General features: G+C 42.8%; 12 protein-coding genes. All 12 read right to left on the reverse strand.

Going from position 1 to position 26,148, the window contains the following annotated elements; genetic code table 11:
- Positions 1-149 precede the first annotated feature (149 nt).
- On the reverse strand, positions 150-3,035 hold the full coding sequence (locus AB5443_RS11580; protein ID WP_277130339.1) for a glycoside hydrolase family 2 TIM barrel-domain containing protein: 2,886 nt from the start codon (positions 3,033-3,035) through the stop codon (positions 150-152).
- 64 nt (positions 3,036-3,099) lie between these two features.
- Positions 3,100-4,767, reverse strand: a complete 1,668-nt coding sequence (locus AB5443_RS11585) for a rhamnogalacturonan acetylesterase (RefSeq protein ID WP_368113395.1) — start codon at positions 4,765-4,767, stop codon at positions 3,100-3,102.
- Between the two features lie 167 nt (positions 4,768-4,934).
- Entirely contained in the window at positions 4,935-9,236 is a 4,302-nt protein-coding gene (locus tag AB5443_RS11590) for a two-component regulator propeller domain-containing protein (RefSeq protein ID WP_307995180.1), read from the reverse strand.
- 141 nt (positions 9,237-9,377) lie between these two features.
- Positions 9,378-10,667: an ATP-binding protein gene (locus AB5443_RS11595; RefSeq protein ID WP_277130333.1), complete on the reverse strand. Its 1,290-nt coding sequence runs from the start codon at positions 10,665-10,667 to the stop codon at positions 9,378-9,380.
- Between the two features lie 413 nt (positions 10,668-11,080).
- Positions 11,081-11,302 carry a DUF4248 domain-containing protein gene (locus AB5443_RS11600; protein WP_004298513.1) on the reverse strand — a complete coding sequence of 74 codons (222 nt, stop codon included), beginning with the start codon at positions 11,300-11,302 and terminating at the stop codon, positions 11,081-11,083.
- 131 nt (positions 11,303-11,433) lie between these two features.
- Positions 11,434-14,685: a glycosyl hydrolase gene (locus AB5443_RS11605; RefSeq protein WP_368113464.1), complete on the reverse strand. Its 3,252-nt coding sequence runs from the start codon at positions 14,683-14,685 to the stop codon at positions 11,434-11,436.
- 52 nt (positions 14,686-14,737) lie between these two features.
- Entirely contained in the window at positions 14,738-16,399 is a 1,662-nt protein-coding gene (locus AB5443_RS11610) for a fimbrillin family protein (protein WP_307995179.1), read from the reverse strand.
- A gap of 57 nt (positions 16,400-16,456) precedes the next feature.
- Positions 16,457-17,344: a fimbrillin family protein gene (locus tag AB5443_RS11615; protein ID WP_368113394.1), complete on the reverse strand. Its 888-nt coding sequence runs from the start codon at positions 17,342-17,344 to the stop codon at positions 16,457-16,459.
- A gap of 51 nt (positions 17,345-17,395) precedes the next feature.
- Positions 17,396-19,507 carry an FG-GAP repeat protein gene (locus AB5443_RS11620; protein ID WP_022138690.1) on the reverse strand — a complete coding sequence of 704 codons (2,112 nt, stop codon included), beginning with the start codon at positions 19,505-19,507 and terminating at the stop codon, positions 17,396-17,398.
- 41 nt (positions 19,508-19,548) lie between these two features.
- Positions 19,549-21,270 (reverse strand): hypothetical protein, encoded by a 1,722-nt coding sequence (locus AB5443_RS11625; protein ID WP_022138689.1) that lies wholly within the window; start codon positions 21,268-21,270, stop codon positions 19,549-19,551.
- A 5-nt stretch (positions 21,271-21,275) separates the two neighbouring features.
- Positions 21,276-24,428, reverse strand: a complete 3,153-nt coding sequence (locus AB5443_RS11630; RefSeq protein ID WP_368113393.1) for a SusC/RagA family TonB-linked outer membrane protein — start codon at positions 24,426-24,428, stop codon at positions 21,276-21,278.
- Between the two features lie 16 nt (positions 24,429-24,444).
- A complete protein-coding gene (locus AB5443_RS11635) occupies positions 24,445-26,142 on the reverse strand; it encodes a hypothetical protein (RefSeq protein WP_368113392.1) in 1,698 nt (565 codons plus the stop codon).
- Positions 26,143-26,148 lie beyond the last annotated feature (6 nt).

Below are 26,148 nucleotides of genomic sequence, written 5' to 3' on the forward strand. Positions count from 1 at the left end.
ATTCTCTTTGTTTGAATGACTCTGCAAAGATATAACAAGGCACAAACCGTCCAGTCCCCTTTTGTCTCCTTTACGTCTCCTTTTAATAACCAGAGCTTTACAATTACTTAAATATAAATCACTATTACAAAGCGTATTATATGAATTAATTATTTTTTCTGCAAATCAGCGTTCAACAAGATACTGAACCCACCAACAAACGGTACCCCTGTATCAGTCCGCATCTGCGGAACAGATTCGTCCGCCTGACGTCCTTTTTCAGGGCGTCCAAAAACGTATGACAGAATATGCATAATTTCAGGATGAGAAGCATCATGTTTCATATAACCATTACTCATTATCCGGAATCCACATTTAGAGTTACCACGTTCAATCCAACGGGTTGCCTTCATTCCGGTTACGTCCGCACTTCCTGCCTCCCCTCCCCAAACGCCAAGTATCGGGGCTGCTTTTTTATTAGGATAGGCATCGTAAGGGCCAAGACCTAACCAATGCAGCTCTTTAAGCTCCGGGACAGTTTTAATTGTCATTCCAACTATAGGTATTTGAGGAATAGCTACATCAGTCAGAATCTCATAATTTACATCCAAACGCCCATCCACACCTATTGAATAACGATAGATAGTGGTAAAATGATTAGCAGAATCCACATGACAATCCACTTTTGCCCGAATAATAACTTCATCCGGTCTATCTTCTACGCTCCATTCCTTGACAGATGTTGCATACTGATTCAAGTCAACAGCCTTACGGACATTCTCTTTTCCAAATGCAGATTTCTCACACGGATCAAGCGGAGACCATATTATAGGGCATAAATCTGTAATCAACTGTTTGCCCCGTGCCTCTGCCGAAACCAATTGACCGGTTTGAGGACTAAAAACATAACGTATATTGCCTGTCTCTATCGTTACTGTTTCAGTTTGGTTTACTGATATTTTCCCGCAAGGCAACACTGTTCCAATCTGTTCTACCGACGGGCAAAGTTCCACAGCATCCCGCGTAATCTCTTCGCCATTGACATTCGTAAAGATAAACCAAGCATAGTAAGTCTTCCCTGCACGGACTGTTTTCAAAGCTTCCACCGGCAGTTTGAATGTAGATTCGGCGTGAGGTTGCCCAGTGATAGAGTTAGTACCGGATGCCAAAACCCTTTCATCTTCCCTGATAGACCAGTCGATCTTTACAGTAGTAAGATCCGTAAAATCAAAATCATTCTGAATAGGAATTCGCAAGGAATCCTGACCGGGAGTAAATGAAATCTTCTCTACAGCAGGATAAACCTGTGCATACACAGCCTTCGTTTCCCAATAATCACGGGTAAAATTACGATAGGAATCCACAATACCGTCCCATCCCGCATAATCAATCCGCAGATAATCATCTCCTGCATGTACATCTTTATTCTTTTTCTGAAGATTACGCACCGGAGTCCTTATACCCTGATCCGCCCACATCCAGATTGCCGCCCCCGTTCCTGACGGATGTTTAGTCAATGCTTTCCAACGGGCTTCCAATCCGCCAAATCCAGTATTACCATAAGCATGAGTATATTCCGTGGAAATTATAGGACGGTCAGAATGAGCTGCCAACCGGTCATATTCCTGCGGCTTCCAATAATGAGGAGCAAGAATATCAATTTCTTTCGGCAACCATTCCTCCGCTCTCCAAGGTAACAGGACAGGACGAGTGGGATCAAGCGCTTTCACCAGCTTCACAGATGCCAGATGTAATGAGGTCAACGGATCCTCATTGCCGACTGACCAATAAATAATCGACGGATGATTAATGTCCCGGACAACCGTTTCATACGAACGTTGCAGAGCAGCTCCGGAACAAGAAGGATCATACATCAAATTTCCGGCGCCTCCTAATGAAACTTCATTACCTACATACATTCCCATCTCATCACACAATTCAATAAACCCTTTCGCCGGAGTATAGTGAGAAAGACGAATATAATTAATATTCGCCGCTTTCATAAGAGTCAGATCCTGCAACCAATGTTCACGGGTAGTGGCACGACCGACATCCGGATGTTCATCATGGCGGTTTACGCCACGCAATTTGACGGCCTGCCCGTTGATTCTAAAAACACCACCTACCGTTGAAATCTGCCGGAACCCGATTCGTTGCGTACGTGTATGTGTCACTTGCCCTTCTTCAACAAGCTCAACACGCAGATTATAAAGATAAGGATTCTCCGCATTCCAATGATGAGGTGACTGAATACGGAATGTCAGACCGATTTCCCGATCCGTAGAAATATGAGCGGGTACTGTCAGCTGCCGCTGGGCCACTTCCTTCCCTTCTTTATCTGTAAGGGTAAATCTAAGATCGTATGATGCACCCGGACTTGGATAATTACCCGGCACTGTACTTTTCTGTTTGTCACCAACCATAACACGCAGTTTCAAATCCGCATCTTCAAACCGATTATCGAAAAAGGTCTGTGCAACCACATTGTCTATCCAACGTTTACGTGGCATAGCTTCCAAAGTGACATCCCTGTAAATTCCGCCCAATGTCCAGTCGTCAAAAACATCAAATTTATACTCTTTAGTTATCTGCCTTACACGGACTGCCAACAGATTCGCCCCGTCTGTTTTCAGCTTGCCGCTGACATCAAACGCAAACGACGTATAACCGCTGTCATGCCTGCCCAGAAACTTCCCGTTCAGCCAGACCTCTGCCGATGACCACACCCCGCCGAAATGAAGCAATACACGCTTCCCATCCCAACCTTCAGGAGTATCGAATTTATGCAAGTAAAAGCCCTCACTAGCCTTGTTTTCCTTGAACCCTCTATATACAGGTTCCTCATATCCCAGAACAGCCCAATTGGACGGTACAGGGATCTTTGTGAATTTCTGACTACTGAATCCCGGAGAGCTGAAATTCTCCAGACGTTTAGCCTCCTGTTCAGTCTTTGCCAAGGCAAATTGCCATTCACCGTTCAAGCTAATATACTCTTGAGCATTTACACAGAAGCCTGATAACAGTAAAATAAATAAAATGATGATACGCGGATTCATAATATAATTTTTGTAGAAACAATTAGAACTCAATTCATTTTAGAAACTTTATACACAACCTATATTATATCCCCGTCAAACAATCCTTCAACGGGCAATCCGTATCTTTCAATCCCTCAATAATACTTTCCGCATTCAGGCGCGCACCTTTCAGAGAAGTATGGGTATGATCATTTTTGAAGAGTCCGTTCACTTTCTTTCTACCTTCCTTCTCCATTTTATCAGCTGATAATTTATTCAAGTCGATAAAACAGGCCCCCTTTGCTTCAGCCGCTTCACGCGCCCATCCTGCATAAGTATCAGTTCTTCTTTCTATCTTCCCTTCCTTCCAGATATTACGTGGAGTAGGACTTAAAATAACCGGAACAGCCCCCTTCTCCTGTACATCCATAATAAATTTCTTCAAATACCAGCCATAAGTATACACAGCCTCATAAATCCCAGTCTTTTCCACCATGACAACTTTGCTTTCGTCACCCGTTCCTTTCAGTTCACCACGCGCCTTTCCTTTTTGTATATCCCCGCCGTCATTATGTCCAAATTGAATCAACACAAAGTCACCCGGCTGCAAAGCATTATATATCCTGTCCCAACGTCCGGTATTCATAAAACTCCGGGCACTGCTTCCCGGTTTCCCCCAATTCTCCACTGATACTTTCTTCGGGTCAAAGAACTTAGCAATAACACTTCCCCATCCCCACAAACCATCCTCATCTTTATCCTGATTCTTTACCGTACTATCTCCTACCACAAAAACTACCGGTCTTCCTTCCTTACGTGTGGCACCCGTTTTCACATCTTTCCGGACAGGCTTCAAATACTCCGCCAACTCCAAACCCGGACAATTCCGGATGCCTTCCACAGCAGATTCAGCATTAATGCGGGCTCCCAATGCTCCCGTGTGAGTACGTTCCTTCAGCGGGGGATAGAACAGATAATTCACCTTATCCCTCCCGAACTTCTCATATTTACCTGCCGTTATATCATTCAAGTCTATAAAATGAACCTTCTCGGCTTCTGCCACCTGTTTCGCCCATAAACCGAAAGTTTTGTTTACACGTCCGACTTTGGTACCGTTTTCTTTCCATGAATTACGGGGAGTCAGAGAACAAAGGATGGGATGAGCTCCTTTCGCTCTCGTTTCACGAATAAAACGGCGCATATATTCACCATAAGTATAAACTGTTTCTTTTACACCTGTTTCCTTGATAGTGACTTTCAAACTGTCATACCCTATACCGGGTATAGAAGCACGCGCACGAATACTGTCATAAGGGCCGTTATCATTATGCCCAAGCTCAACAATCACCCAATCGCCCTTGCGTATCCCTTTCAATACATCCGGCCAAAAACGATTATAAAAGGTACGGCTACTCGTACCACCTAAAGCATGATTCTCGACTGTAATTTTATTCTCATCAAAATATTCAGGGGCAAAATATCCCCATCCCCACTGACCATTGCCGCCATTTCCTTTGGTTCCGGTACGCATCGTAGAGTTTCCTACCAAAAACAGTACGGGATTATCCCCCTTCCGGCTTTTTCCCGGAACCGGACGTGCCATGCGAACAATTTTCATACTATCCAACGTATTATCAATGGTATGAAATACATCTTCCACCGGAGGCGGAACCTGATTCTGTGCACTGCTATTTCCAACAAATACAAATAAACAGAGCAGACTTATACAGCCATTTACGAATACTTTTTTAAAACAATATACATCTTTCATTATCTAACATAATTAATAGTTTGTCAATCATGCTACAAATGAACCCACTTTCAGTTAAAAAGACATGTAACCCCGTTCGTATAACTGTAAAACTATACAAAATCAAGTGATAAAGCCCCACCAATGCAAATTAACATCAATTCTCCCGCGTCACCGATACCGATTTTTTACTCTTCCCCCGCACTTTCTTCCGTATCGGATTTTCCCGCACTCTTTCTGTATTGCGAAGGAGATTTCCCGAATGTATTCTTAAAACATTTGCTAAAATAGAAAGGATCATTGATACCGACCTGATAACCGGCTTCAGATATATTTATATCGGAAGTAATCAACAGTTCCGCCGCCCTCTTCATACGGAGCAGCCTCACATACTCATTGGGAGAGCAGCCGACAATACTCTTCAATTTACTGTAAAAAGTAGTACGTCCCAATCCCAATGCCGGAGCGTAAGTGTCCAGTTTGAACTCCGCATCTCCCATATTTCTTTCAATAATGGCGTGTATCTTATCCAGGAATATTTTATCCCTGTCGGTAGTACTAATCAACGGTTGCAAGTTACCCGGTTCCGTTGCAAACTTCCGTTGCAACTTCTCCCGCTGCTCGATAAGCTTTACTACACGAGCCAAGAGATATTGCACACTGAAAGGCTTGGTGATATAGGAATCAGCCCCCAACTGGATGCCCTTCAACTGGTGTTCTTCCGAAGAATAAGCAGTCAACAGAATGACAGGAATATGGCTGATATTGAAATCATTTTTCAACCGTTTCGTAAACTCGAACCCATCCATTTCGGGCATCATCACATCGCAGACAACAATATCCGGCTGGTCTTCCGCCAACTTTTCCAGTCCTTCCGCTCCATTGGAAGCCGTAGAAACCGTGAAATATTTCCCTAACTGGCTTTCTATAAGCGTGCGGACATCATCATCGTCATCAATCACCATCACCTTATATTCCTTGAATGGTTTGTTGACAGAAGTGCCCAGGATTTCCACCGCCTTTTCATCAGGCAAAGTCGCTCCGGTTGTTATTTCCTTAACCGCAACATCCGGTTCGGATGCTGAAGACTGTACGATATCTGCCGGATCATAATTCTTATCCGACAATGGTATGGTCAGTGAAAAACAAGCTCCCCCCAAAGAAGAATCCGAATAAGCTACATTACCTTTATGAACCTTGGCAAGTTCGGCAGTCAGGTGCAATCCGACACCCGTACCGTCGGAAGCATAGTTTATCTGTTCGAATCTGACAAACAACATCTTACGCTTCTCTGCGGGAACTCCGGGGCCACTGTCTGATACACTTAATGTAAACGTATCATTTTCGGCAGAAGAGTCAAGCTTCATCACAATCTTTCCGCCTGCCGGAGTATTCTTAAAAGCATTGGACAAAAGATTATATGCAATCTTGTCCATCTTGCTCCGGTCGAGCAGCATCCTTCCCGTAGAATCGTTCGATTCAAAAAGATATTCTATCCGTTTCTTGGCCGCCATGTCTTTGAAAGTAAGATAAATGTCATAAAAGAAACGTTCGGCCGCCGTCTCTTCCAATTTCAACTCCATCTTGTTGTTCTGCAAACGGCGGAATTCCAGCAACTGGTCAATCAGACGCAACAGCCGGTTAGAACTTTTTGTCAGTAATCCCAATTGTTTATTGGCAGCAGGCGGCAAATCCTTCTGGTTAGACAAGTCCTCTATCGCGCCACGGATAATAGTCAATGGAGTACGGAACTCATGAGATATATTGGTAAAGAAACGCAGCTTATATTCTGTCAGTTGTTTCTCAACCTCAACAGCCATATTCAACCGGTGCATCTTCAAGGCAAGCCTGACTGCAAAATAAATAAGTATTCCTCCCACCAAAATATATAAAAGTACCGCTATCCACGATTTCCACCAAGGTGGAAGAATAATGACTTCCAGGGTAGTCTCCTCACTGCTCCACACACCGAAGCTATTACAACCTTTTACTTTGAATATATACCTTCCCGGGGGAACATTCCGGTAAGTCGCCATGTTATTGCGCGAACCGAGATTCCAGTCTTTTTCAAATCCTTCCAAATAATACGCATATTGGTTGAGTTCCGCGGCATGAAAGTTCAGCATCGTACATTCAAGGTTAAAAGAGTTCTGATTATGCTCCAAAACAATCTTCTCCGTACTCGTAATACTTTCCATCAAAGGAGAGTCCTGTCCTTGCGGGCGCATCGGATTTCCGTTAATCCACAAACCCGTTACAAGTACGCGGGGAGCATACGTATCAAATTTAATCCCTGAAGGATTGAAAATATAGACACCATTGTAACTGCCGAACATCAATTCTCCGTTTTTCTTCTTCCAGCACGATAATTCGTTGAAAATAGCGGCATGACGGTTATTCGAGAAAATAAAATTCTCAAAACGTTCCGTCTGCAAGTTGAATTTGGAGATACCGCTCTCCGTACTTACCCATATATATCCTTCATTATCCTCCAGTATGGCCTGTACAGTCTCGTTAGCCAGACCATTATCTGCATTATAGTGCTTGAACCATGATTTTTCCAGTTGCTTCTCTCTGACCAGCAGATTCAATCCACCACCGGTGGTGCCCAGCCAGATATTTCCCTTGCTATCCTCAAATACAACCTTTACCTCATTATGGCTCAACGATTGCTGATCCTCTTTGTGAAGATGCAGGGAGATATATTTATTCTTATCCTGAATCAATTCATCCGGATGAAAAACAATGACTCCATCGTTAGTTCCCACCCATATCAATCCTGTCCGATCCTGAATCATCGCCCGCATCATGCATTGATGCCTGTTTTCCGTCACAAACTGTCGGAAAGTCAGTTTCCCCTGATGTCTTTCTCCCAAATGCAATCCTCCCCCAAAAGTGGCTATCCACATGCGATCTTTATTATCACGCATAATAGTAAATATATTGTTGCTTGATGAAGACTGCCACACCCAGTCATCCAAGGTGTGTTTTTCCACTATGGCATCTCCTTTGGGAGAAAGAAGCACCAATCCTCCCCCTTTCGTTCCCAGCCACTTATATCCAAGAGTATCCTCTGCAATCGAAAACGGCAAACCACCCTCAATCCGGAGATCATAAATCTGACGCAATGTAGAATCGCATACATGCAGGTTTCCATCCCGCGTCCCAAACCAGTACCGTCCGTCTTCATCTTCATAAATAAGCCGCACCGCATTGTCCCTGTCCGCATTTCCTCCCGGAGAGGGATAGAAGATATCAAACGGATAATTAGTCAGCGATATTTTACTGATCCCCCCTAATTCGGTTCCCACCCATATTTCGCCCGACCTGTCTTCCGTTACACAAAGCAGATAATTGGTCGTCAGGTCTTTATCAGCCGTATAATGAAAAGTCTTTCCGTTATGCTCGTCAATGGCAAACAGCCCGTTACCGAAAGTAGTAATCCAGATGATATTCCGCGAATCATGATAAATCTGATAACGTTCCTGACTAATCAGGGAAAGTATATCGGAAGGTATCAAATGCAACGGTTCGAAAGTATTGCCGGGACGATGCCGCCATAACGTACCGGACATATTGTACACCCATACATCCCCTTTGTTGTCGACACTAAAATTAGCATTACGCAAATCGTTCCCTTGAAAGAACTTTGCCGACGGAATCCAGACCCGCTTATTCGTGTCAAAAGTATATGTTTTCTCATTGGTGGCAATCATCAGAATCCCTTCATTCAGCATATATGAGCGGGAATGAGCCGAGGGATTTTCTTTATCGTAATAAATGACCGGTGAGAAAGAAAGGCGGGCACGGTCGAATATTACAATTCCTCCTCCACCTATAAAGTATAAGTCACTTCCCTCCTGCGCATTGAGAAAAGTCACCCCTTTCAGCATCGAGTCCACTTTGCCGTCAGCAATCCTGAACAGTTCTTCATGAGCACCTATCCATACCTTATGCTCCGAATCCTCAAATACAAAGGATATTTTCTGGCTGCGCAATTTTTCATCTTCCGGCTTCCATACTTCCATTTTTCCGTTGACATACCGGACACGGCAGCATCCCCTGTTTCCCCACATCCACACGTCACCATTGGAGAAGACTTCAATCTGCGTGAATATCTTCGCCTTATTCTGCGGGTCATAGTCAATCATCTTTTCAGTTCCCGGATCATAGCAAAACAAGGTATTCGAGAAAGTACGTATCCAGATAAATCCGTTCTTGTCCTCAACCATATAACGTATCCTGCTGTCGGGCAACAACGATGATCCCGGCAACTCGGGATGTACCACCACAAACTCTTTCCCGTTATATCGGTTCAGCCCGTTGATAGTTCCCATCCACATAAATCCGCGGCTGTCCTGCATCATACACCGGATGGTATTCTGTGACAAACCATTACGATCGGTTATCGTACTGATATTCAATATATCAAAAGCAAATGCTTTGCTACAAAACAATAAGAAACATAAAACTGGATATATCTGCCGCATGTGTTTTCGATTTAAAGATGCCACAAATATAAAAGATTAATTCTAAAAATCCTGCCATAGCCCACAAGAATATAGCTATCTTGAACTGGCAGACATGCATCTGTACCAGCGTCAAGGTCGCTTTCACATGCTGCTACTGTTCTAGTCTTTCAGGCACCCTAATGGGATAATTTTCACACCATCTTCCCTCGTATAAGCGAGTTTGCCGCCAGTCAATACGATCAACAGATCAGGAAGCCTCAACGGCATTTGGGATTCTTTTTCGTTTCTCTCTTTAATAAGATTCTTCAGCTCTATTAAATGTTTTGCACCTTCCTCTATTTCCCGACTACCAAGTTTGCACTCAATAAGCGCATACCTTCCATCATCCAAATGGAGCACAGCATCCGCTTCCAAACCATATCTATCATGATAGTATGATAAAGTACCTCCCAACGCTTGTGAATAAATTCTCAAATCGCGCATGCACATACATTCATAAATAAATCCGAAAGTTTTCAAATCAAGTTCAAGGCTTTGAGGAGATGTCCCCATAGCCGCAACAGCAATTGAAGGGTCAATGAGACAACGTTTCTTTCCCGTTCTGATAACAGTAGCCGAACGAATGGCAGGGCACCAGGCTTCTATATCTTCAATAACAAACAACCTTTCCAATGCTCCTACATAATTATCAAAAGTAACCATTGAAATTCCTTCATTTTCTACCGATACATCAGCCAGCATACTTGTTTTTTTAGCTAATGTGCACAGATTCCTGGCATAAGAACGCATAATCAGTTTTGCTAAAGCCGGATTACGCTGAACCTTATCTACTTTGGAAATATCCTCATTACAAATCACATCAACATAATCCCTCGCTATCAACAACTTGGCCGCATCACTCATTTCATCCAATGACGCAGGCCACCCACCTCTACAGGCGGCAAAAATAAGTTCTTCAATAGACAAATTTGATATAATACCATCAATATCCAGATCCTTTTTATTAAAGAGTTCTCTTAAAGAAATCTCCCCATTAGACTCTTTGGATTCATAAAGGCTCATAGGATACATCGACATTTTAGAGATTCTACCAGTCCCTGTATGCATAATTTCATCATTGTCTATTACTGTTGAACCTGTCAAAATAAACTGTCCTTTCAAACGTCTTTCATCTACAGCATTACGAACAGCATCCCATAAAACCGGCGCTACTTGCCATTCATCAATTAATCTTGGAGTTTCACCCTTTAACAAAAGAGAAGGCTTGGTACGTGCGGCAGCCAAGTAACCCTCCCTGGTATCCGGGTCCTGCATTTTTATCACACTCTTTGCCTGCATTTCTGCAGTGGTTGTTTTGCCACACCACTTAGGACCTTTTATCTGAACAGCACCAAAAGCTTCAAGACGTAATCTAAGTTGGTCGTCAGCTATTCGTTTTAGATATTTCATAAGATAAGTTCTTTTAAAGACAAAGATAGCTTTTTTTTCTATATCACAAAAGGCACTTTGTGTTTTTGAGAAAAATTACTTTGTATTTTTGAGAAAAAGTATTTTGTGTTTTTGAGGTACAGCACACATTATTTTGCACCATCTTATATTATTATTTTACCATCCCGCATATATAATATAACGAAATTTCGATTCGGCACATCCTGTGACACCGAAAATAACTTATCTTTTATTCTAAATCTCCGTCAACGTTTCTAATAAATTCTTGCATCGTTTATAATAAACGGTATCTAAGTTTATTATAAACTCTATCTTCCTCTTTTCGTAGAAAATAATCAAATATATGCAACAAAAAAGGCTGCAAACCTCTTAAAAGTTTGCAGCCTCAAGCTCATTGGCGGGTCAGTTATACCCTAATCCTCATAAGGATCACCTAGATGTTTTGTTATGATCTTATACTGTTTTGCAGTCAGATACCGATGATTATACGGCAAGTACCCTGTTGGTATAAGTTCTTTGACCAACGGGTTGCAGTCTTTAATCCATCGGCTCAGACAACGCACTGCATTTTTACTGGTTGCACATCCGGGGAAGTACATCACAGCGAGTACGGCAAAAGATAAGAATCGTTTCATTCGTTTTTAGTTTTTTATTCGTTGTTTTATGTTTCACGTCTACAAATATACAACATAAAAAAGCCTTTGTCAAGTCCTGAAAGACTATGAACGCGAATAAATGAATGATTCCACGTATAAACTCCTGTGTATTATCTCCTTACCAATAAAATTTCGCCTATGATGCCCGAAGGAATCAGCCTGTCTCCCGCTTTCACTATTTCGGGATAAGCATACGTGTAACGTTCCTCTTGTGGTAGGGAAGCATCACCGATCATACGGTTCGTCAACGAATTGACAACACGCAATTCCAGTGCATTATCACCTTCCTGCACGTAAGGAGTCAGATCAGCCTCCCAAGGCGAACACCAGATAGTCGAAACTTCCTTGCCGTTGATAAAGACTTGTGCTATGGCTCCCAACCGGGGAATACGAAGCACGAGCTCTTCATCTTTATCCAACTTGTCTAGTGTGATTGTCTTTTTATAGACAGCCGTTCCCGAATAATAGCGGATCCGGTCGTCCGCATTACGCGCCCAATCCGTCAGCTCCTCAAACACAACTTCCCCCGGGCCTCCCCATTTGGGATCAAAATATACATTCCAACTTCCTTCGACAGGAACAACCGCTTCAGGGCTTCCAATCATCCGTCGGGAGATACCTTCCGTCAACTGGTCGGACGCTACGATGAAACTGGATTCATTGGCTTGCAAAGTAATCGTTACCACCAAGCCATCTTTTCCCGGAGTCGCAGGCAGGCTGAAACGCTTTCCGGTAGCAGGATCCCAGAATTCGACATATCGGGCATCAGTACGTAAAGTCACTGTACTGTTAAATACATTCTTACTATGATTATTCAGGAAGTAAACTTCCGCGTCAGCCAACTGCCGGTGAGCGAAATACACTTTGTCCTTAGGAGTATTGCCGCTCTTCAACGCTATATCCGGACGGATTCCCGCCTGCGCCAAAGCTTCTTCAAGGGACATACCCCAATAAACCGTTCCTTTACCATAAGCATGAGAACCGGAAGCAGCCATCTCCCCGCCCCACAAGCGATCTGCCAGTTTTGCATATTCTTCCGCATTTCCGGCATCTTTCAGCGAACCGGAACGAAGAGGTTTCGGGCCATATAGCGGCACTCCCTGTTCCACCAGTGAAGCAATATGTCGCAACGCTTCCAGAGTGACATCTCCGTTGCGCTGTACTACAAGCATCTGATAACTCATTCCGTCCGGCAATACAATACGTCCGTCACGCGCCTTCATGCGTTTTATCAACGCGTCTGCCGTACAGACATCAAAGTCATATCCTTCCGGTATTTCCGGCAAACGGTAAGTGAGCAGTTTCACCGGAGCGTTATCACCTGCGAAGATACACAAGTCCACAACAGGTATTCCCTTTCTCATCAATCCCGCGCACCGCGCCTGATAATCCCAGAACGGGCGGCTATATTCCCAAAACGTATTATTACGGTTCAGGCAATAGTGTCTGCCACCTCCCGTACTTCCCGGAATCTTATCCAGCCATGGCTGATAAGCGGATGCACACACCACAAACTCATTCACTCCGAAAGCATAGGCATAATCAGCCAGGTTCTTCATTTCAGCAAATGACTCGTCATATCTCACATCCGTGAAAGCCTCTGCCGAAGCAATCCGCTTTCCATAGATATGTGCAGCAGATGCAGCTTCCTTTATATCATAGCTTCCATGTACATGATGCCCCCAAAACTCGCCCTGCGGTTTCTGCACCCGTCCTTTAGCCTGAAAGTTGTCAGCCACCAGATTCAATCCGTTACCGGAAGCCTGCGCTGTAAAATCAACTCCCGCCTGCCGGCACAAGCTATCCAGCGTACCGTAATATTTCTCTGAAACCAGATCGGCTATCGTGCGACGCATATCATAGAAGAAACCGTCCGTCTCTTCGGGAGAACCGACAATATACCCCATCAGAGCCGGAAGATAGCGATGTATGTCATATCCTCTTCTCTGAAGGAATTCTTTCTCATAACCGGCAGTCCAGTTCTGCGAACCGGCTTCCTGGCTATCCATAGTCAAGCCTTTCAGCGGACATCCTGCCGCATTCAAAGTATCCAGAATCAATTTGAAATAATTGTCAAACTGTGCTTTGGCTGCCACGGCAGAAAGTTTGTCACATTCCAGTCCTTTCATATTGGCACGCGAATGTTTGGTGACTCCTCCTGTCGGCACATGTCCGAATCTCAAAACCATCCATTCGCCCTCGGGCACATCCCATTGCAACTCTCCATCCTTACTCATCCGGGCACTCAAATCGATTACCTGCTCCGGATTTATCACTTCCTCACCGGAATATTCGGGTGTCTCGTCCGGCAAAACATACTCGGAGTAAAGTCCGGCCTTTTCTTCCCATTTATCGGCTTTCGCCCGCGAAGAAAGCACCACATCCCCCAGATACATCTGCGGTTTCTTATCTTTCGGATGACACCAGTCATGCAGGTTAAGACGGAAATATCTGCCCTTCACAGCTGGGAAAGAAACGGTTTTCTGATTCCAGTTGCCGGACGCAGCCGAATAAACCGGCTTCAAGTCACATACTTTCTGATAATTTATTCCATCTTCCGAAACTTCCAGTTGTCCCAAATCCGGTTGTTCGATGAATCCTTGAGCAACAAATTTCTCCGTCGGTTTTCCCGGTACATTCATGGCGCCACCACGGCTTTTACCCCGTGTACCTACGCGATAGGTAATACTACGTGCTATGAAATCATCTCCGAAGTCAAGATTCACGAACACGGAATGCCCCGGTTCCTGTGGGGGGATTGTCGTCAATTTCCTGCTTTTACCAAACAGGGATTCAACGGGCAGTCCTGCCAGGTTGGTCGACAGCTTCGGGTTACGGGTCTGGTTTGTTTCATAAAATCCTTTATGAATAGGAAAAGCCAGCACCGCTACGTCCGAAAAGGACTTGCTGTCCGGTTTAGGTAATACTCCTTTAAACGAAGACTTCCCTTTTATGATTGTTTCAGTAGCTGTAAGTCTTTGCATCCCCAATTCGGGAGTGATCCACGGGCCGCCTGCCACATAGCCGTTGGCTATGTTGGCCTCAAAGGACAAGCCGACTCTCTTCGCTTCCGAAGCCGCAAACCGGAGCATGTCCCACCATTCCTGTGACATGGCGGGAATGGCATTTTCTCCCTTTCCGTGTGCCTGGTCATAATAGACCACTCCGCCTACTCCACCACGTTTATACGCTTCCAAATCGGCGGTAATTCCCTCTCTGGTGGTTTCCGTTTCACCGTGAAACCACCACACTTTCGTGCGGGTAGAGTCTTGAGGATTGGCAAATTCTTTCCATGCCTGCTCTTTTGTCGTTTTATCGGGAGTATTTCCTATACAACTCTGTTGGGAGAATAACATTCCCATCCCCAATATTCCTATAACGATCTTTTTCACCATATACCTTTACCTTTTTATTTTAGAATGCTAAAGAGAAGCGGAAATATTCCTTACCATTTTTCACATGGCCACCAGACGCAGCAAAAACTCCAGTATTACCTCCAACCCACATATATCCATTAGCATTGTAAGTAGAACTCCAGTATTTGCCACCAACAGCCCACAATTGTTCCGCTCCGGCTATTTTCTCTAAAGAGCTATTGATTACCTCTTTATTGTCAGATATAATTCGCAACTCTCCCAAAGAAGGTAAATACCATTCCGTACTTAAGTTATCAGGAGTAGAAACTTGAGTCCTGTAAGGAATCAACTGAACATTAAACATATCCTGGCATCCCCCTAGCGGAGTTGTTGCCATATCGTTTATTATATAAAGTACTTCCGTATTATTATACCCCAATAAACCGTTACAGAAAAGGTCTGTTTCAACATTAAAATTTACTGCATTTTTAGGTTGATCTGTATGCCACCAGAGATATGTTTCATCTAATCCCTTATTCACAAAAGTCTGATAATAAGCGAAACTAGAACTTGAGCCAAAACGAGCAGCCGCAGTGGCATTAGCGGAAGATAAAGCAAAAACTAATCCATGTACACAGTTCGGATAATCGCGTTTCAAAACATCTCTTGCTCCATCTTTTATCTTTGTTGTCAACGGCTGTTCAGCTACTTCTTCAATATCCTTATACATCACAGACGGCTGCGGATTTCCCACATAATAGACAATACCGATACAATTGTCCGGCACCTCTTCGGGTTTACAATCCCGGCTCACTAAATTTCCGTCTGCACAAAAATAATCTCCTACTTTCAATTCATAATCTTTCACTACATTTCCACCGTCAACCATGAATCTCTTATACTTTCCGGCAGCAATGGAAGAGTTTACTTCATATTTATTATCCCCCAACACTCCGACAATATCAGGCTTCTCAACCGGTTTCACCAACATTCGATATGATCCATCGTCCGCCCGGTAAGGTTTTATTTCCTTGTCATTCGCAATTTCTTCTGTATAGAACGCCACGTCTCCGCTCGGTTTGATAGCATAAGTAGTTCCTTGCAATTCCGGATTAGTAAATTTGTACTCTGTCCCGGGCAAAGAGATTACTGCCAATGACATCCGATGTGCCATATTAAACTGAATAAGAAACTCACCCTTATCACCTTTGTATATGTGACTTCCAGAAGAAGTCATCAAATCAGAATCCGCAAAGTTCTTCCTAGTCGACTGATCCTTGCCAATATTCCATCCTGCAACCGTTGAAGCAAAAAAATCATCGGTTTCAACAGAATTTATACTCAAATCCTCCCTATATGGGAAATAAGCATAATAAGTAGCCTCTTTCAATGTACCGTCATACTGTAACTCCGTAACCGGCAACCAGCCTTCCCGTGTAAGCTCTACTTTCAGATTATTCACCTCACTCAAGATAGAATTATCTTTCACGGCAAAAAGTCCGATGCAATCTCCTATCTCAAAAGTTGTGTTATAATTCATATCCGTTACAGCACGAGAGACGGAAGACTCTCCATTCTCCATGCCCATATCATGCACGTTTATAATAAACTCCCTGTCACCGGACGTTCCCGAAAAATCTTCTTCTATATCCGAGCAACTACTCCACAACATTACTGTGCCCAATAACAAAGCAGTTGATAAAAATTTATAGTGTATCATAATTCATTCCTTTATCACAATTATTTTCATATATTATCTTTTCACATCAGGAGTGCATCATGAAATTGGTTCTAAACCGACAATTTCATCTTCTTCACCACCCCATTGAGAAGAGTTTTTCTCTATAGAGACAACAATCTTCTGATCGCCCACTGTAATGTTATAGACAGACTTAAATCCTCCGGCCAAATTTGCGTCGCCTTCTTCCGGAACATAATAAAATGTTCTTGCCCCCATCTGAATCTTGATAAATTTCTTCTCCTTCATATCCTGAGGAATCATCAAAGCATGACAAGAATAGACATAACCATCAGATGAAGAAACTTTTTGGGGAGTTATTGTTTTGACTTCCCCTTGAGATACTGACAAAACACCTTCGAATACATTGCCCGAAAGAACCGAATTTTCAATGGTTACAATAGCCTTTGCCAATTCAGCCTCATTCTTACCGTTTCCTTTCAGGTTTACAATCACTTTAGCCGTCAAATGTTCGAACGGCAATATCTTATTACCTTGGAAAGTAACTTCTGCCACAGTATACAGCAAATCCGATTGTTGGAATCCGGCTCCCGACTGATCCTCCTGTACACTCCACGACGTGGGCAGATTATTTCCTTCCGTTGCAGGATACCACGCCGTTACAGTCTGTGGTTTCAAAGGCACAGGCCAAAATAATTGGTTCTCTTCATTTATCGGTTCCAATGTGCCGTCTGCCTCCGTAACTTTGAAAGTCACCTTCTTTTCCCCTACATTCAGAGAAATCTGTTCCGTGCCGTCACCTACCCATGAATTTTCAGAACTGGCACGTGTTTTCACCTGATTCACCTGAGCTGTCAGTTCCATTAAAAGATCACCGCCAAGAGTCTGTTCTTCACTCTCATTCGTACAAGAAGAAAGACCCATTATCCCCAACAGGCATAATAACCCAAATCCTTGTTTCTTCATAATATATCTCGTATTCATATATTTTTCCCTTAGTGATTATTAATACATTCCTCAATCCTCATAAGCAGAACCATTGTGTTCGCCCTCTTCCGGTTTCCAGTCACCAATACCACCGGGCCCTATCTCCATATTCTCGTCCTTCAGCAAGTCCGAACCAATATAAAATCCCGGATGAGTAGGCTGGTTGTATCCTACATTCTCATGAGTAGCACTCAAACGATAAACATGATCGTACATCAAAGGACGGAAACGATATTTGGTTTCGATATTAGTCGTAAAAATACGTAACTCTGTATAATCAGGAGTCACATAAATCATTTCTTCACGCCAGTCTCCCCAGAAATCACCATAAAACACGGGATTGTTCTTCGTTCCTTGGGCTGTTGTAACTCCATAATCCTCCTTAAAGAATATCCGGTTTCCGCTTCCACCGTTATCTGCGATGTATTCCGTCACATATCCGCGATCCAACATCTGGCGATTCAAAGTTCCATTCCACCAAATACCCATATTAAATGTCCAACTACCCGCAAATTTATAAACAGGCGCCTTTTTAGATAGTAATTCTCCTCTACAAGAATATAATTTCCCGTCCAACGTTGTTCCGGAAGCCCAAACTTCGCATCCGGGTGTTTCCGGGTCGACATCAGCTACCATACACCGTCCTATATCATCCCCATCACCGGAGACCCCGAAGATAATCTCTCCTGTAGCCGCATCGTGCATTTCAAGACCATTACTACCATACTTACTCGGACTCTCGTGACAAGTTACTACCTGCAACCCTTCACGAGTCGGATCAAATTTTCCTAAATGCAAAGCATCACCATGTCCCAGTCCCGTACTATAAAGTCCTTTTCCATTATGATCTATGGCACATGCACCATAAATAATTTCATCCTTGCCATCACCGTCTACATCCCCCACTGCAAGGTTATGATTTCCCTGCTCCACATAATCCTGATAATCCGGATAAGTATCAAAATGCCAACGCTTGGTCAACTTTCCATTTGCATAATCAAGCGCAACGATCTGAAAGTTCTTATAGTATCCACGGCACATCACAATACTAGGAGCACTGTTCTGAGAATTGAAATGCCCTACTGCCATCAAAAAACGATCGATACGGTTAGCATAATCATAGCCATCTCCCCAATAGCCTACCCATAGCAATTTATCCCCTCTCGGAATATAATCCGTACGTGCCACTTCGGCCCCGGTAACACCATCTATTATCGATAAGAATTCCGGACCGTCTACAACCTTTCCATAAGCTCCGGATGACGGATTCATATTCATGTAGTGAGTCTTTCCGTCACCATCCACATCACCGATAATAGTTCCGTCCCCAAACTTAGTCAGTTCGGATGTACGGACTGCCAGTTCGGCCTTGCCGTCACCATCCAGATCGTACACGATAAACGGATTGTAATGAGTGCCCTGACGAATATTAGGGCCCAAGTCCACTCTCCACATAAACGCACCGTTATCGAGCCGGTATGCTTCCAGCAAACAGGTTCCCGGCAGATACCCCGCATTGGCCGGATCCCACGAATAGGTTTGTCTTTTCACCACAATTTCATATTGTCCGTCTCCATCCAGATCTCCAATAGCAGCATCAGAAACCTTATAGCCTACGCTGGCACCTTCTCCCTCATCACCATCTTCTTCGTTCTCACCCGGATTTACTGTACCGGTGAGATCCGGTAAATCATTCATATTCAAGAAAATGGATTTATAAAAAGTCGCAGCCATTTCAGGAGTAAATGTATAAGAGCCAAGTGCCTCACCGGAACCGGCAAAACGCAGTTCATAAACATTCTTCCGGGATATATCGACTGAAGCATCTTTATAATTCGTACTTTTATCTATCGGTTTAGAATTCAGTTTCACAAATTCACCTCCATCCACACTACGATAAATATCATAGGCTGCATTATCCGGATCATCTTTCATCCATTTCCAACTAATCAACGCTCCCAGTTTCTGCCCTTTGACCGGATCATAACTGACCATCATCCCTCTATTATCCGTCGTAATGACAGAAGGGTATTCTTCCTCCGGAGTTTCAGGAATAACCGGCCCTGATGATACAACTTCGTCATCTGAACACGAAGTCCAGAACAACATTGCTCCACAAACAAGAATTAATATTCTTCTCATATATATATTTTTTATCTCGTTAAACTTTTAAAACATACTCATTAATGGGAAGAAGCAGTCTTGCTTAAATCCCAGGGAACGAAATAAGCCCCGGCTTCTATCTTGCCCGCCACTTCGGCAGCTTTAGCCGGATCTGCATATTTCTCACTCACAAATCGGGAAATCATGCTATAATCATTCCATCGTCTTGCTATACGAAGCATAATCGGATAAGTCTTTCCCTCACAAGGAAATTCCAATAAAGCTTCTTTTAGAATTTCCAAATCATTGTGTTTTTTTATTTCCAAATCAGTTTTTCCATTACCCGCACGCCACATTTCACGTCCACCAAGCTGTTTCTCAAAAACACCACGGATTCCAAGATCCTGATATGTACGGTAACTTCCCTCTTCTGTCAGATCCTTTCCCCAGTCGTTGGTAAATCCGGCATTTTTCCATAACGAATTGGCTGTTACTTTTGCCGTCAAACCATAAGCAGCCGCAAATCCTTTATTCATCAAAACATCAGCAATTTCATATTTTCCTAAATTATTTAAAGCCTCCACCAGCATGAAATAAAGATCGGACGTATGGTAAATATAGATCTGTACATCATCATGTGCCACTGTATGACCAGCTTTATTCCCCATGCCAAGATATTTCTGGACTGCATATTCTTTATCTTTCACGACTTCTTTAAATGTAGTGAAACGCTTTTCCGACGTGAATTCATCATCCGCTTTTATCGACGGGTTATAAACCGGATCCCTGAAACGGTTTACTCCTGCCAAAGAGGCACGTAACATATATTCTCCCGTAGTATCAAAATGCTTCAGCAACGAATTCTTCTGATTATACTGATAATTATATGTAATTACGGATTCTGTTATCCATGACTCCGGATTAGCAGAAGTAAACCAGTTGCCGTAACTTCCACCGTAACTACCGGCACGCATGTATTTAGTTGCAGAAAGACTTCCCCTATTCAAAGCAAACACCCGATTCATCTCCTTTAAGAGCACATTTACCGTATTCTGATAGTCGCCTTTCCACAAAGAAATTTCAGCCTGCAACACAAAATGTTGAGGTACCATCATATTCCAATATTCATAAACACTGGTAACTTCACTGTCTGTTCCTGTTGGATCCAGCCAAGCTCTCCAGTCCATATTATAAGTTCCGTTTACACCATCAAATCCGGTAGAAAGCAAATTCTGGCAGGCATCCAATATCCCGTCCAAGTCTTTTATCTCAAAATTGGAGAAATCAATAAAACTCTGCATCGGTTCATCAATCCAGGCAGCTTGACCATAGATTTTACCTAATGTCAGGTAAACCCAAGTCTTTATCCTCAAGGCACTACTAATCAACCCCTTATAATGTTCCATATCTATACTCGTTTCATGAGCATCCTTATAAGACTTTGCCTTCTGCATGAAATCATTACAAGAAATGATGACATCATAATACTTAGCCGGGTCAGCATACGAGTTTCCACTTAAATCATCATCATAATTATAGAGACTATACAATTCTCCCGGAGTATTGTCGGTCGGCTCCAGTAGTTCCCCACGCGTATCTGTCAAATAGATAGCTTTATCACCAATAGCCTGCACCTTTGTCACTATCCCCAAAAAGCCGGAATAGAGTTCACTGCTTTCGCCCATATAATCTTTTCCCCGCAGCGTAGCATCATTTTCCGGTTCAAAGAAATCAGAACAAGAAGCACATGCCGCCACCATCAGACCAAGCATTAAATTTCTCAGTATATTTATTCTTTTCATGTCCTTTAGAATTTTAAATTAACACCCACTTTCACCGTTTTCGGCTGCATCAGTTTTGCATTATCAAAACCTTGTATATTCTCAGTATACGAATAAGAAAATTCCGGTTCCATTCCCAAATATTTGGTGGCAGTAAACAAGTTCTCTCCGGTCACATAGATTGTCCCTGCACGGAAGAAATTCCAGAGTTTCTTTGTGAACGTATAACTTAAAGTTACATTCTTCAGTCTGAGATAAGAAGCATCCTCAATCCAACGGGAAGAAAAATAGCTGTTCCCTACCGGATCATTCCATACGGCACGCGGAATATCTGTCACTTCTCCGTCCAGACTCCAACGATTTACGACTGCAAGACTCTGGTTATGGATAGTAGACACAGATTCCAGTTGCTGCCTTACAGCATTATAAGCCATATTATCCTTTGAATAACTGAATTCTGCCGAAAGCGCAAATCCCTTGTACTTAAACTGTGTATAAAATCCGCCAAAATAGGATGGAGCGGCACTTCCCAACAATACACGATCCTTATCATCAATTCTGTTGTCTCCATTTTGATCTACAAAACGGACGTCACCGGCATTGTACCGTACTCCGGTACGATTGCTGAGATTGGCCTCATCGGCTTCAACCTGCGTGGCAAATACCCCGTCGGCCTGATAACCATAATATTGATAAGGAGACTCTCCCACGCGATGTACCATTTGCACTTCATCGTCATAATTCAATATAACTTGTTCTTCGCCACCCAGAGATTTTATTTTACTGGTAGCATGGGCTATATTACCACCCACAATCCACTCAAAATCACGGGTACGCACCAAAGAGGCCTGTACAGAAAGCTCGATTCCCTGATTTTCCATTTTACCGATATTAGCATAATGAGCAGAAGAGCCATAAATGGAAGAAAGCGGCATGGCACTAATCATATCGCTAATCTGATTATTGTAATAGTCGAAAGAAATATTCAGACGATTACGCAAAACAGACAAATCAATACCCAGATTCAAAGACGCGTTCGTTTCCGGTTTCAATGTAGTATTCGGTACATTGGTACGTACGATTGTAGACAGGTGCTGATAAGGAACTGTTGAATAATTGAAACTTCCCAAAGTAGAAGCAAAACGACTATTACCGGTCAGTCCATATTCTGCACGTACATTCAATTTGTTAATCCAGGTAGTATTCTGCAAGAACTTCCAGCCTTTACCCAACCACGTCAATCCGACTGAAGGATACATGTAAAAACGGTTCACATCCGTACCGGTAGACGAAGCACCATCCACTGCCATGTTTACAGACGCCTGCACCATATCATTATAGGTATAATCCGCATGTGCATAAAAGTTCATCCAGTTCCAGTTATTCGTATATCCCAGAAAACGACGTCCCATAGCCTGAACACTTCCCAAAGTCTGGTAGAAGTCATTACCTGTGTTACGTCCTTCACCTGCATCATATTCATTTTTTGTCATCAACATCTGCCAACCGGCAATTGCATTCAGTTTATGGATATAATTGAAAGTCTTTTGATAATTTCCGTTCAGGTTTAGAAAAAAGTTCGTGGTCTCGGCCTCTCCTTCTTTCACTGCATTATTCCTTGTGTCATACATATCGACCACGGGCAAGATTGTCTTTTCGCTCTGTCCGGGAATGAAAAGATGCTCATTATTAAAGTTATAATATAAGCCGACAATACCACTTACGGTCAATCCCAGAAAAGGCTTATAAGAGATACCGGCCTTCATATTCAAATCATACTGGCGATTGTGGGCATCCAAAGTATTAATTAATGCCAACGGGTTGCTGACTCCATAAGCAGCAGTCCTACTGTTACCATAGCGATAAGAGGAATAAGTGGAAAGGATATTGCCATCCCGGTCTTTATTATAAGGGCTCAACAAAGGAGAACGGAAATACGCAGCAAGAATAGGATTGGTCGCCATACTCATGCCTTGTTCCTGGAAATGCCCGTTCATATAAGCCAGTCCCAAGTTTGCAAAGATATTCACTTTCTGACTTACCAGAATATTTGTATTGAGCTGGGTGTGAAAACGCTCCATACTTGTATTATCTATCAGCCCATTTTCACGGCTATATCCTAATGAAAGATCATATTTGGCAATATTGTCACCACCTTCCACACGAAATAAATGATCGGTAGAAGTACTGTTTTTGTAGATCAAATCCTGCCAGTCCGTATTATTGTTATATAAATATGCATATCTCTTGTCATTCGGGTCTCTCATAAACGGAAAGTTCGAATAGAAATCATTCGGATTTTCATAAATGGTCAGACCTACATCCGACAAATAAGACTTATAATCGTCCAAACCCAGCAACGGCATCCGTTTATCATTCCAGTTCACTCCAAATGAACCGTAATAGCTGATCTTCGTTTCCAAGTCATTGGATGTGGCGCCATCAGTCTGAATCAGAATAACTCCATTTGAACCCATCGAACCATACATAGCGGCCTCCGCTCCTTTCAAAACCGTTATATTCTGAATATCCTGCAAATTGTAGGCTTGGAAAATATCCCGTGTAAAACCTCCGATCACTGTCGACGGCGTCTTATCAGGCATATAAGGTACCCCGTTAATCACAATCAAAGGTGCATTGTCACCGGTCAATGAACGGATTCCACGCAAATTATAGTAACTTCCTTCACCCGGCATACCACTACTGCGCTTCACTTCCAATCCGGCTATTTGCCCGGCTAAAGCACGGTCTACCTTGTTCACGCCCAAGAGAAAGTCCTTCTTCGCTATGTTAATAGCCGATGTATAACTTGAAACCTTGTTGTCTCCTTCTTCGCGAAAAGGAAGCACTACCGACTCGTTGTATTTATACTGATCTTCCGGCATCATCATAATAACGACCTCCGAACGGTTATTCAACTTCTGTTGTACCGGATAATAGCCGGCAGCCCACACGGAAATTTCTTTTGCTTTAGCCGGATCTTTCAGTTCAAACTTGAATGTACCATCTTTCGAGGTAGTCACATTAACCGTATCCAATACTGTTACAATAGCTCCACTGACCGGTTGATTCTTTATTGAAAGAATCTTACCTGTCAATTTACCGGAGCCTTGTCCCCATAAACTTGTTGCTCCGAAGAGCAATACAGACATACTAAGAATAGTTTTTATCTTTTTCATATCCTATTAATCAAGGTTAATAACAATTTTCTGTCGGACGGAAGCACCAATGGAATGGAGAAAGATTCTGATTTACTCCCATCGTAAATTCTATTTTAATAGTCAATTCCACAGGTTTATCACCTCCAATAGTTACAACTCCTATCTCTGCTCCATCACGGTCATAATTTGAGACTGTATTATAAATCTCATTATAACCACCGCCTCCACGATCCCAATTGATACTATATAACTCCGTAGCAGACACATCTCTAATCTTCATGTCATTCACATAAAAAGTAGCATTTACTCTACTATATTTACCATAGGAACCCCAATGGAAGTAATATTCACCCGGAGGAAGTGTATACGGTGTTAGAGTGTGGCTACCATCCACATGTTCTTCCATTTTGAAACATTTGAATTCCAGCACTCCTTTCTGGGTGGTATCAATTAGCTGAAACCTTAATGCACTATAATATATCGCCGGCCAGTTTGAATTCGGTTGATTAGGATCCGTCAAATATAATTTAGTCCCGGTACAAAGAACATTGTTATCATTCAGATATTGTCCCGGTGTTTCCGGATGCGGATAAATATTATAATAAGCGGCCTTTTCACTGTCTGTCATAGGAGCATCCCACGAAGGAGCGAAAAACTCTTTAATTCTCCACAACAACACGGCATTGGTGGGAATCTTCAGAGAAGTAACATAATAAGCTGTCCCGTTGCTCATCTTAATCGGGTTGTCAAGATCTACCTTATTAATGGTTGTTCTCCATTGTTGATTGAAGATAGAAATCAAATCCGGCTTAGCAGGATTACCAAAATCCTCTTTTTTATATTCTTCCTTATAAAACGCACTTTGAAATATCCAATTATTCAAAATAGAGTCCGCACGTTCCAAGTTCCAATCTCTTAACCTCTTTTTAGCATCTGCCAAAGCGTTTTCAACCAGTGTATTGGAAGGAATAAACATGGTTGCTTTCATGTTCTCGGTATATAGGTTCATCTTCTTGGCTTCGAAATAGGAGCTCTTAAAAGTAAATACCGAATCATAGACTGTATTTCCTGTAGGGTCTATTCCTATCGGTGTACTGGCACTCTTATCAAAAACCCTGTCAACTCTTGCCATCACCATTTCCTTAAAGATCGAATAATCATCACCTAACCCTTCCAACACTTCCATTAAAGATTTGGGAGTATTGATATAATCCTCCAACTCATAAATATAAGCATCAGAAGTTTTAATCACCTTTTTAACAACAGCACCATTGAAAGCTATTCTTTCCTGCCCGGTCAATGCATCCTGTGTCGTGACCTCCACATATTTCCCGTTCCACATCAATAAAAGCTGTCCTTCTTTCAAGTTGCTGGGTGAGATAGCAGCATCTGTAATATGAGCCTTAGCCAAAAAAATATCTTCAGCATCTTCTTCCTCCCCCTCTTTGGTAAGAGAGCGGGTAGCATTCTCGTTTTTCACCACCATCATGGTATACAAAGTCTTTTTCTCATCCAAAGTCTGAAAAATACCGGCTTTCTCAAATAACCCGTACATAGTTGTATAAGAAGCCTCATTCTGCAGATAAACTGATGTTGGCTCATCCACGATTTCAACATCCACGTTGTTGATTACAGGCTCTTTCTGAGTATAATGAGAGTCCCATTCGTCTGTACAAGAAGATGTTCCTGCCAACAGACATGCGGAGATTAATATATAATTTAATGCTTTCATCGTTTT

This window comes from Bacteroides sp. RTP21281st1_H5_RTP21281_210402 (genome assembly GCF_040918965.1).
GTDB classification, from domain to species: domain Bacteria; phylum Bacteroidota; class Bacteroidia; order Bacteroidales; family Bacteroidaceae; genus Bacteroides; species Bacteroides congonensis.

Excerpts from the sequence above, each read along its gene's own strand:
- AB5443_RS11580 (WP_277130339.1), bottom strand. The coding sequence starts at position 3,035 with ATGAATCCGCGTATCATCATTTTATTTATTTTACTGTTATCAGGCTTC.
- AB5443_RS11585 (WP_368113395.1), bottom strand. The coding sequence starts at position 4,767 with ATGAAAGATGTATATTGTTTTAAAAAAGTATTCGTAAATGGCTGTATA.
- AB5443_RS11590 (WP_307995180.1), bottom strand. The coding sequence starts at position 9,236 with ATGCGGCAGATATATCCAGTTTTATGTTTCTTATTGTTTTGTAGCAAA.
- AB5443_RS11595 (WP_277130333.1), bottom strand. The coding sequence starts at position 10,667 with ATGAAATATCTAAAACGAATAGCTGACGACCAACTTAGATTACGTCTT.
- AB5443_RS11600 (WP_004298513.1), bottom strand. The coding sequence starts at position 11,302 with ATGAAACGATTCTTATCTTTTGCCGTACTCGCTGTGATGTACTTCCCC.
- AB5443_RS11605 (WP_368113464.1), bottom strand. The coding sequence starts at position 14,685 with ATGGGAATGTTATTCTCCCAACAGAGTTGTATAGGAAATACTCCCGAT.
- AB5443_RS11610 (WP_307995179.1), bottom strand. The coding sequence starts at position 16,399 with ATGATACACTATAAATTTTTATCAACTGCTTTGTTATTGGGCACAGTA.
- AB5443_RS11615 (WP_368113394.1), bottom strand. The coding sequence starts at position 17,344 with ATGAAGAAACAAGGATTTGGGTTATTATGCCTGTTGGGGATAATGGGT.
- AB5443_RS11620 (WP_022138690.1), bottom strand. The coding sequence starts at position 19,507 with ATGAGAAGAATATTAATTCTTGTTTGTGGAGCAATGTTGTTCTGGACT.
- AB5443_RS11625 (WP_022138689.1), bottom strand. The coding sequence starts at position 21,270 with ATGAAAAGAATAAATATACTGAGAAATTTAATGCTTGGTCTGATGGTG.
- AB5443_RS11630 (WP_368113393.1), bottom strand. The coding sequence starts at position 24,428 with ATGAAAAAGATAAAAACTATTCTTAGTATGTCTGTATTGCTCTTCGGA.
- AB5443_RS11635 (WP_368113392.1), bottom strand. The coding sequence starts at position 26,142 with ATGAAAGCATTAAATTATATATTAATCTCCGCATGTCTGTTGGCAGGA.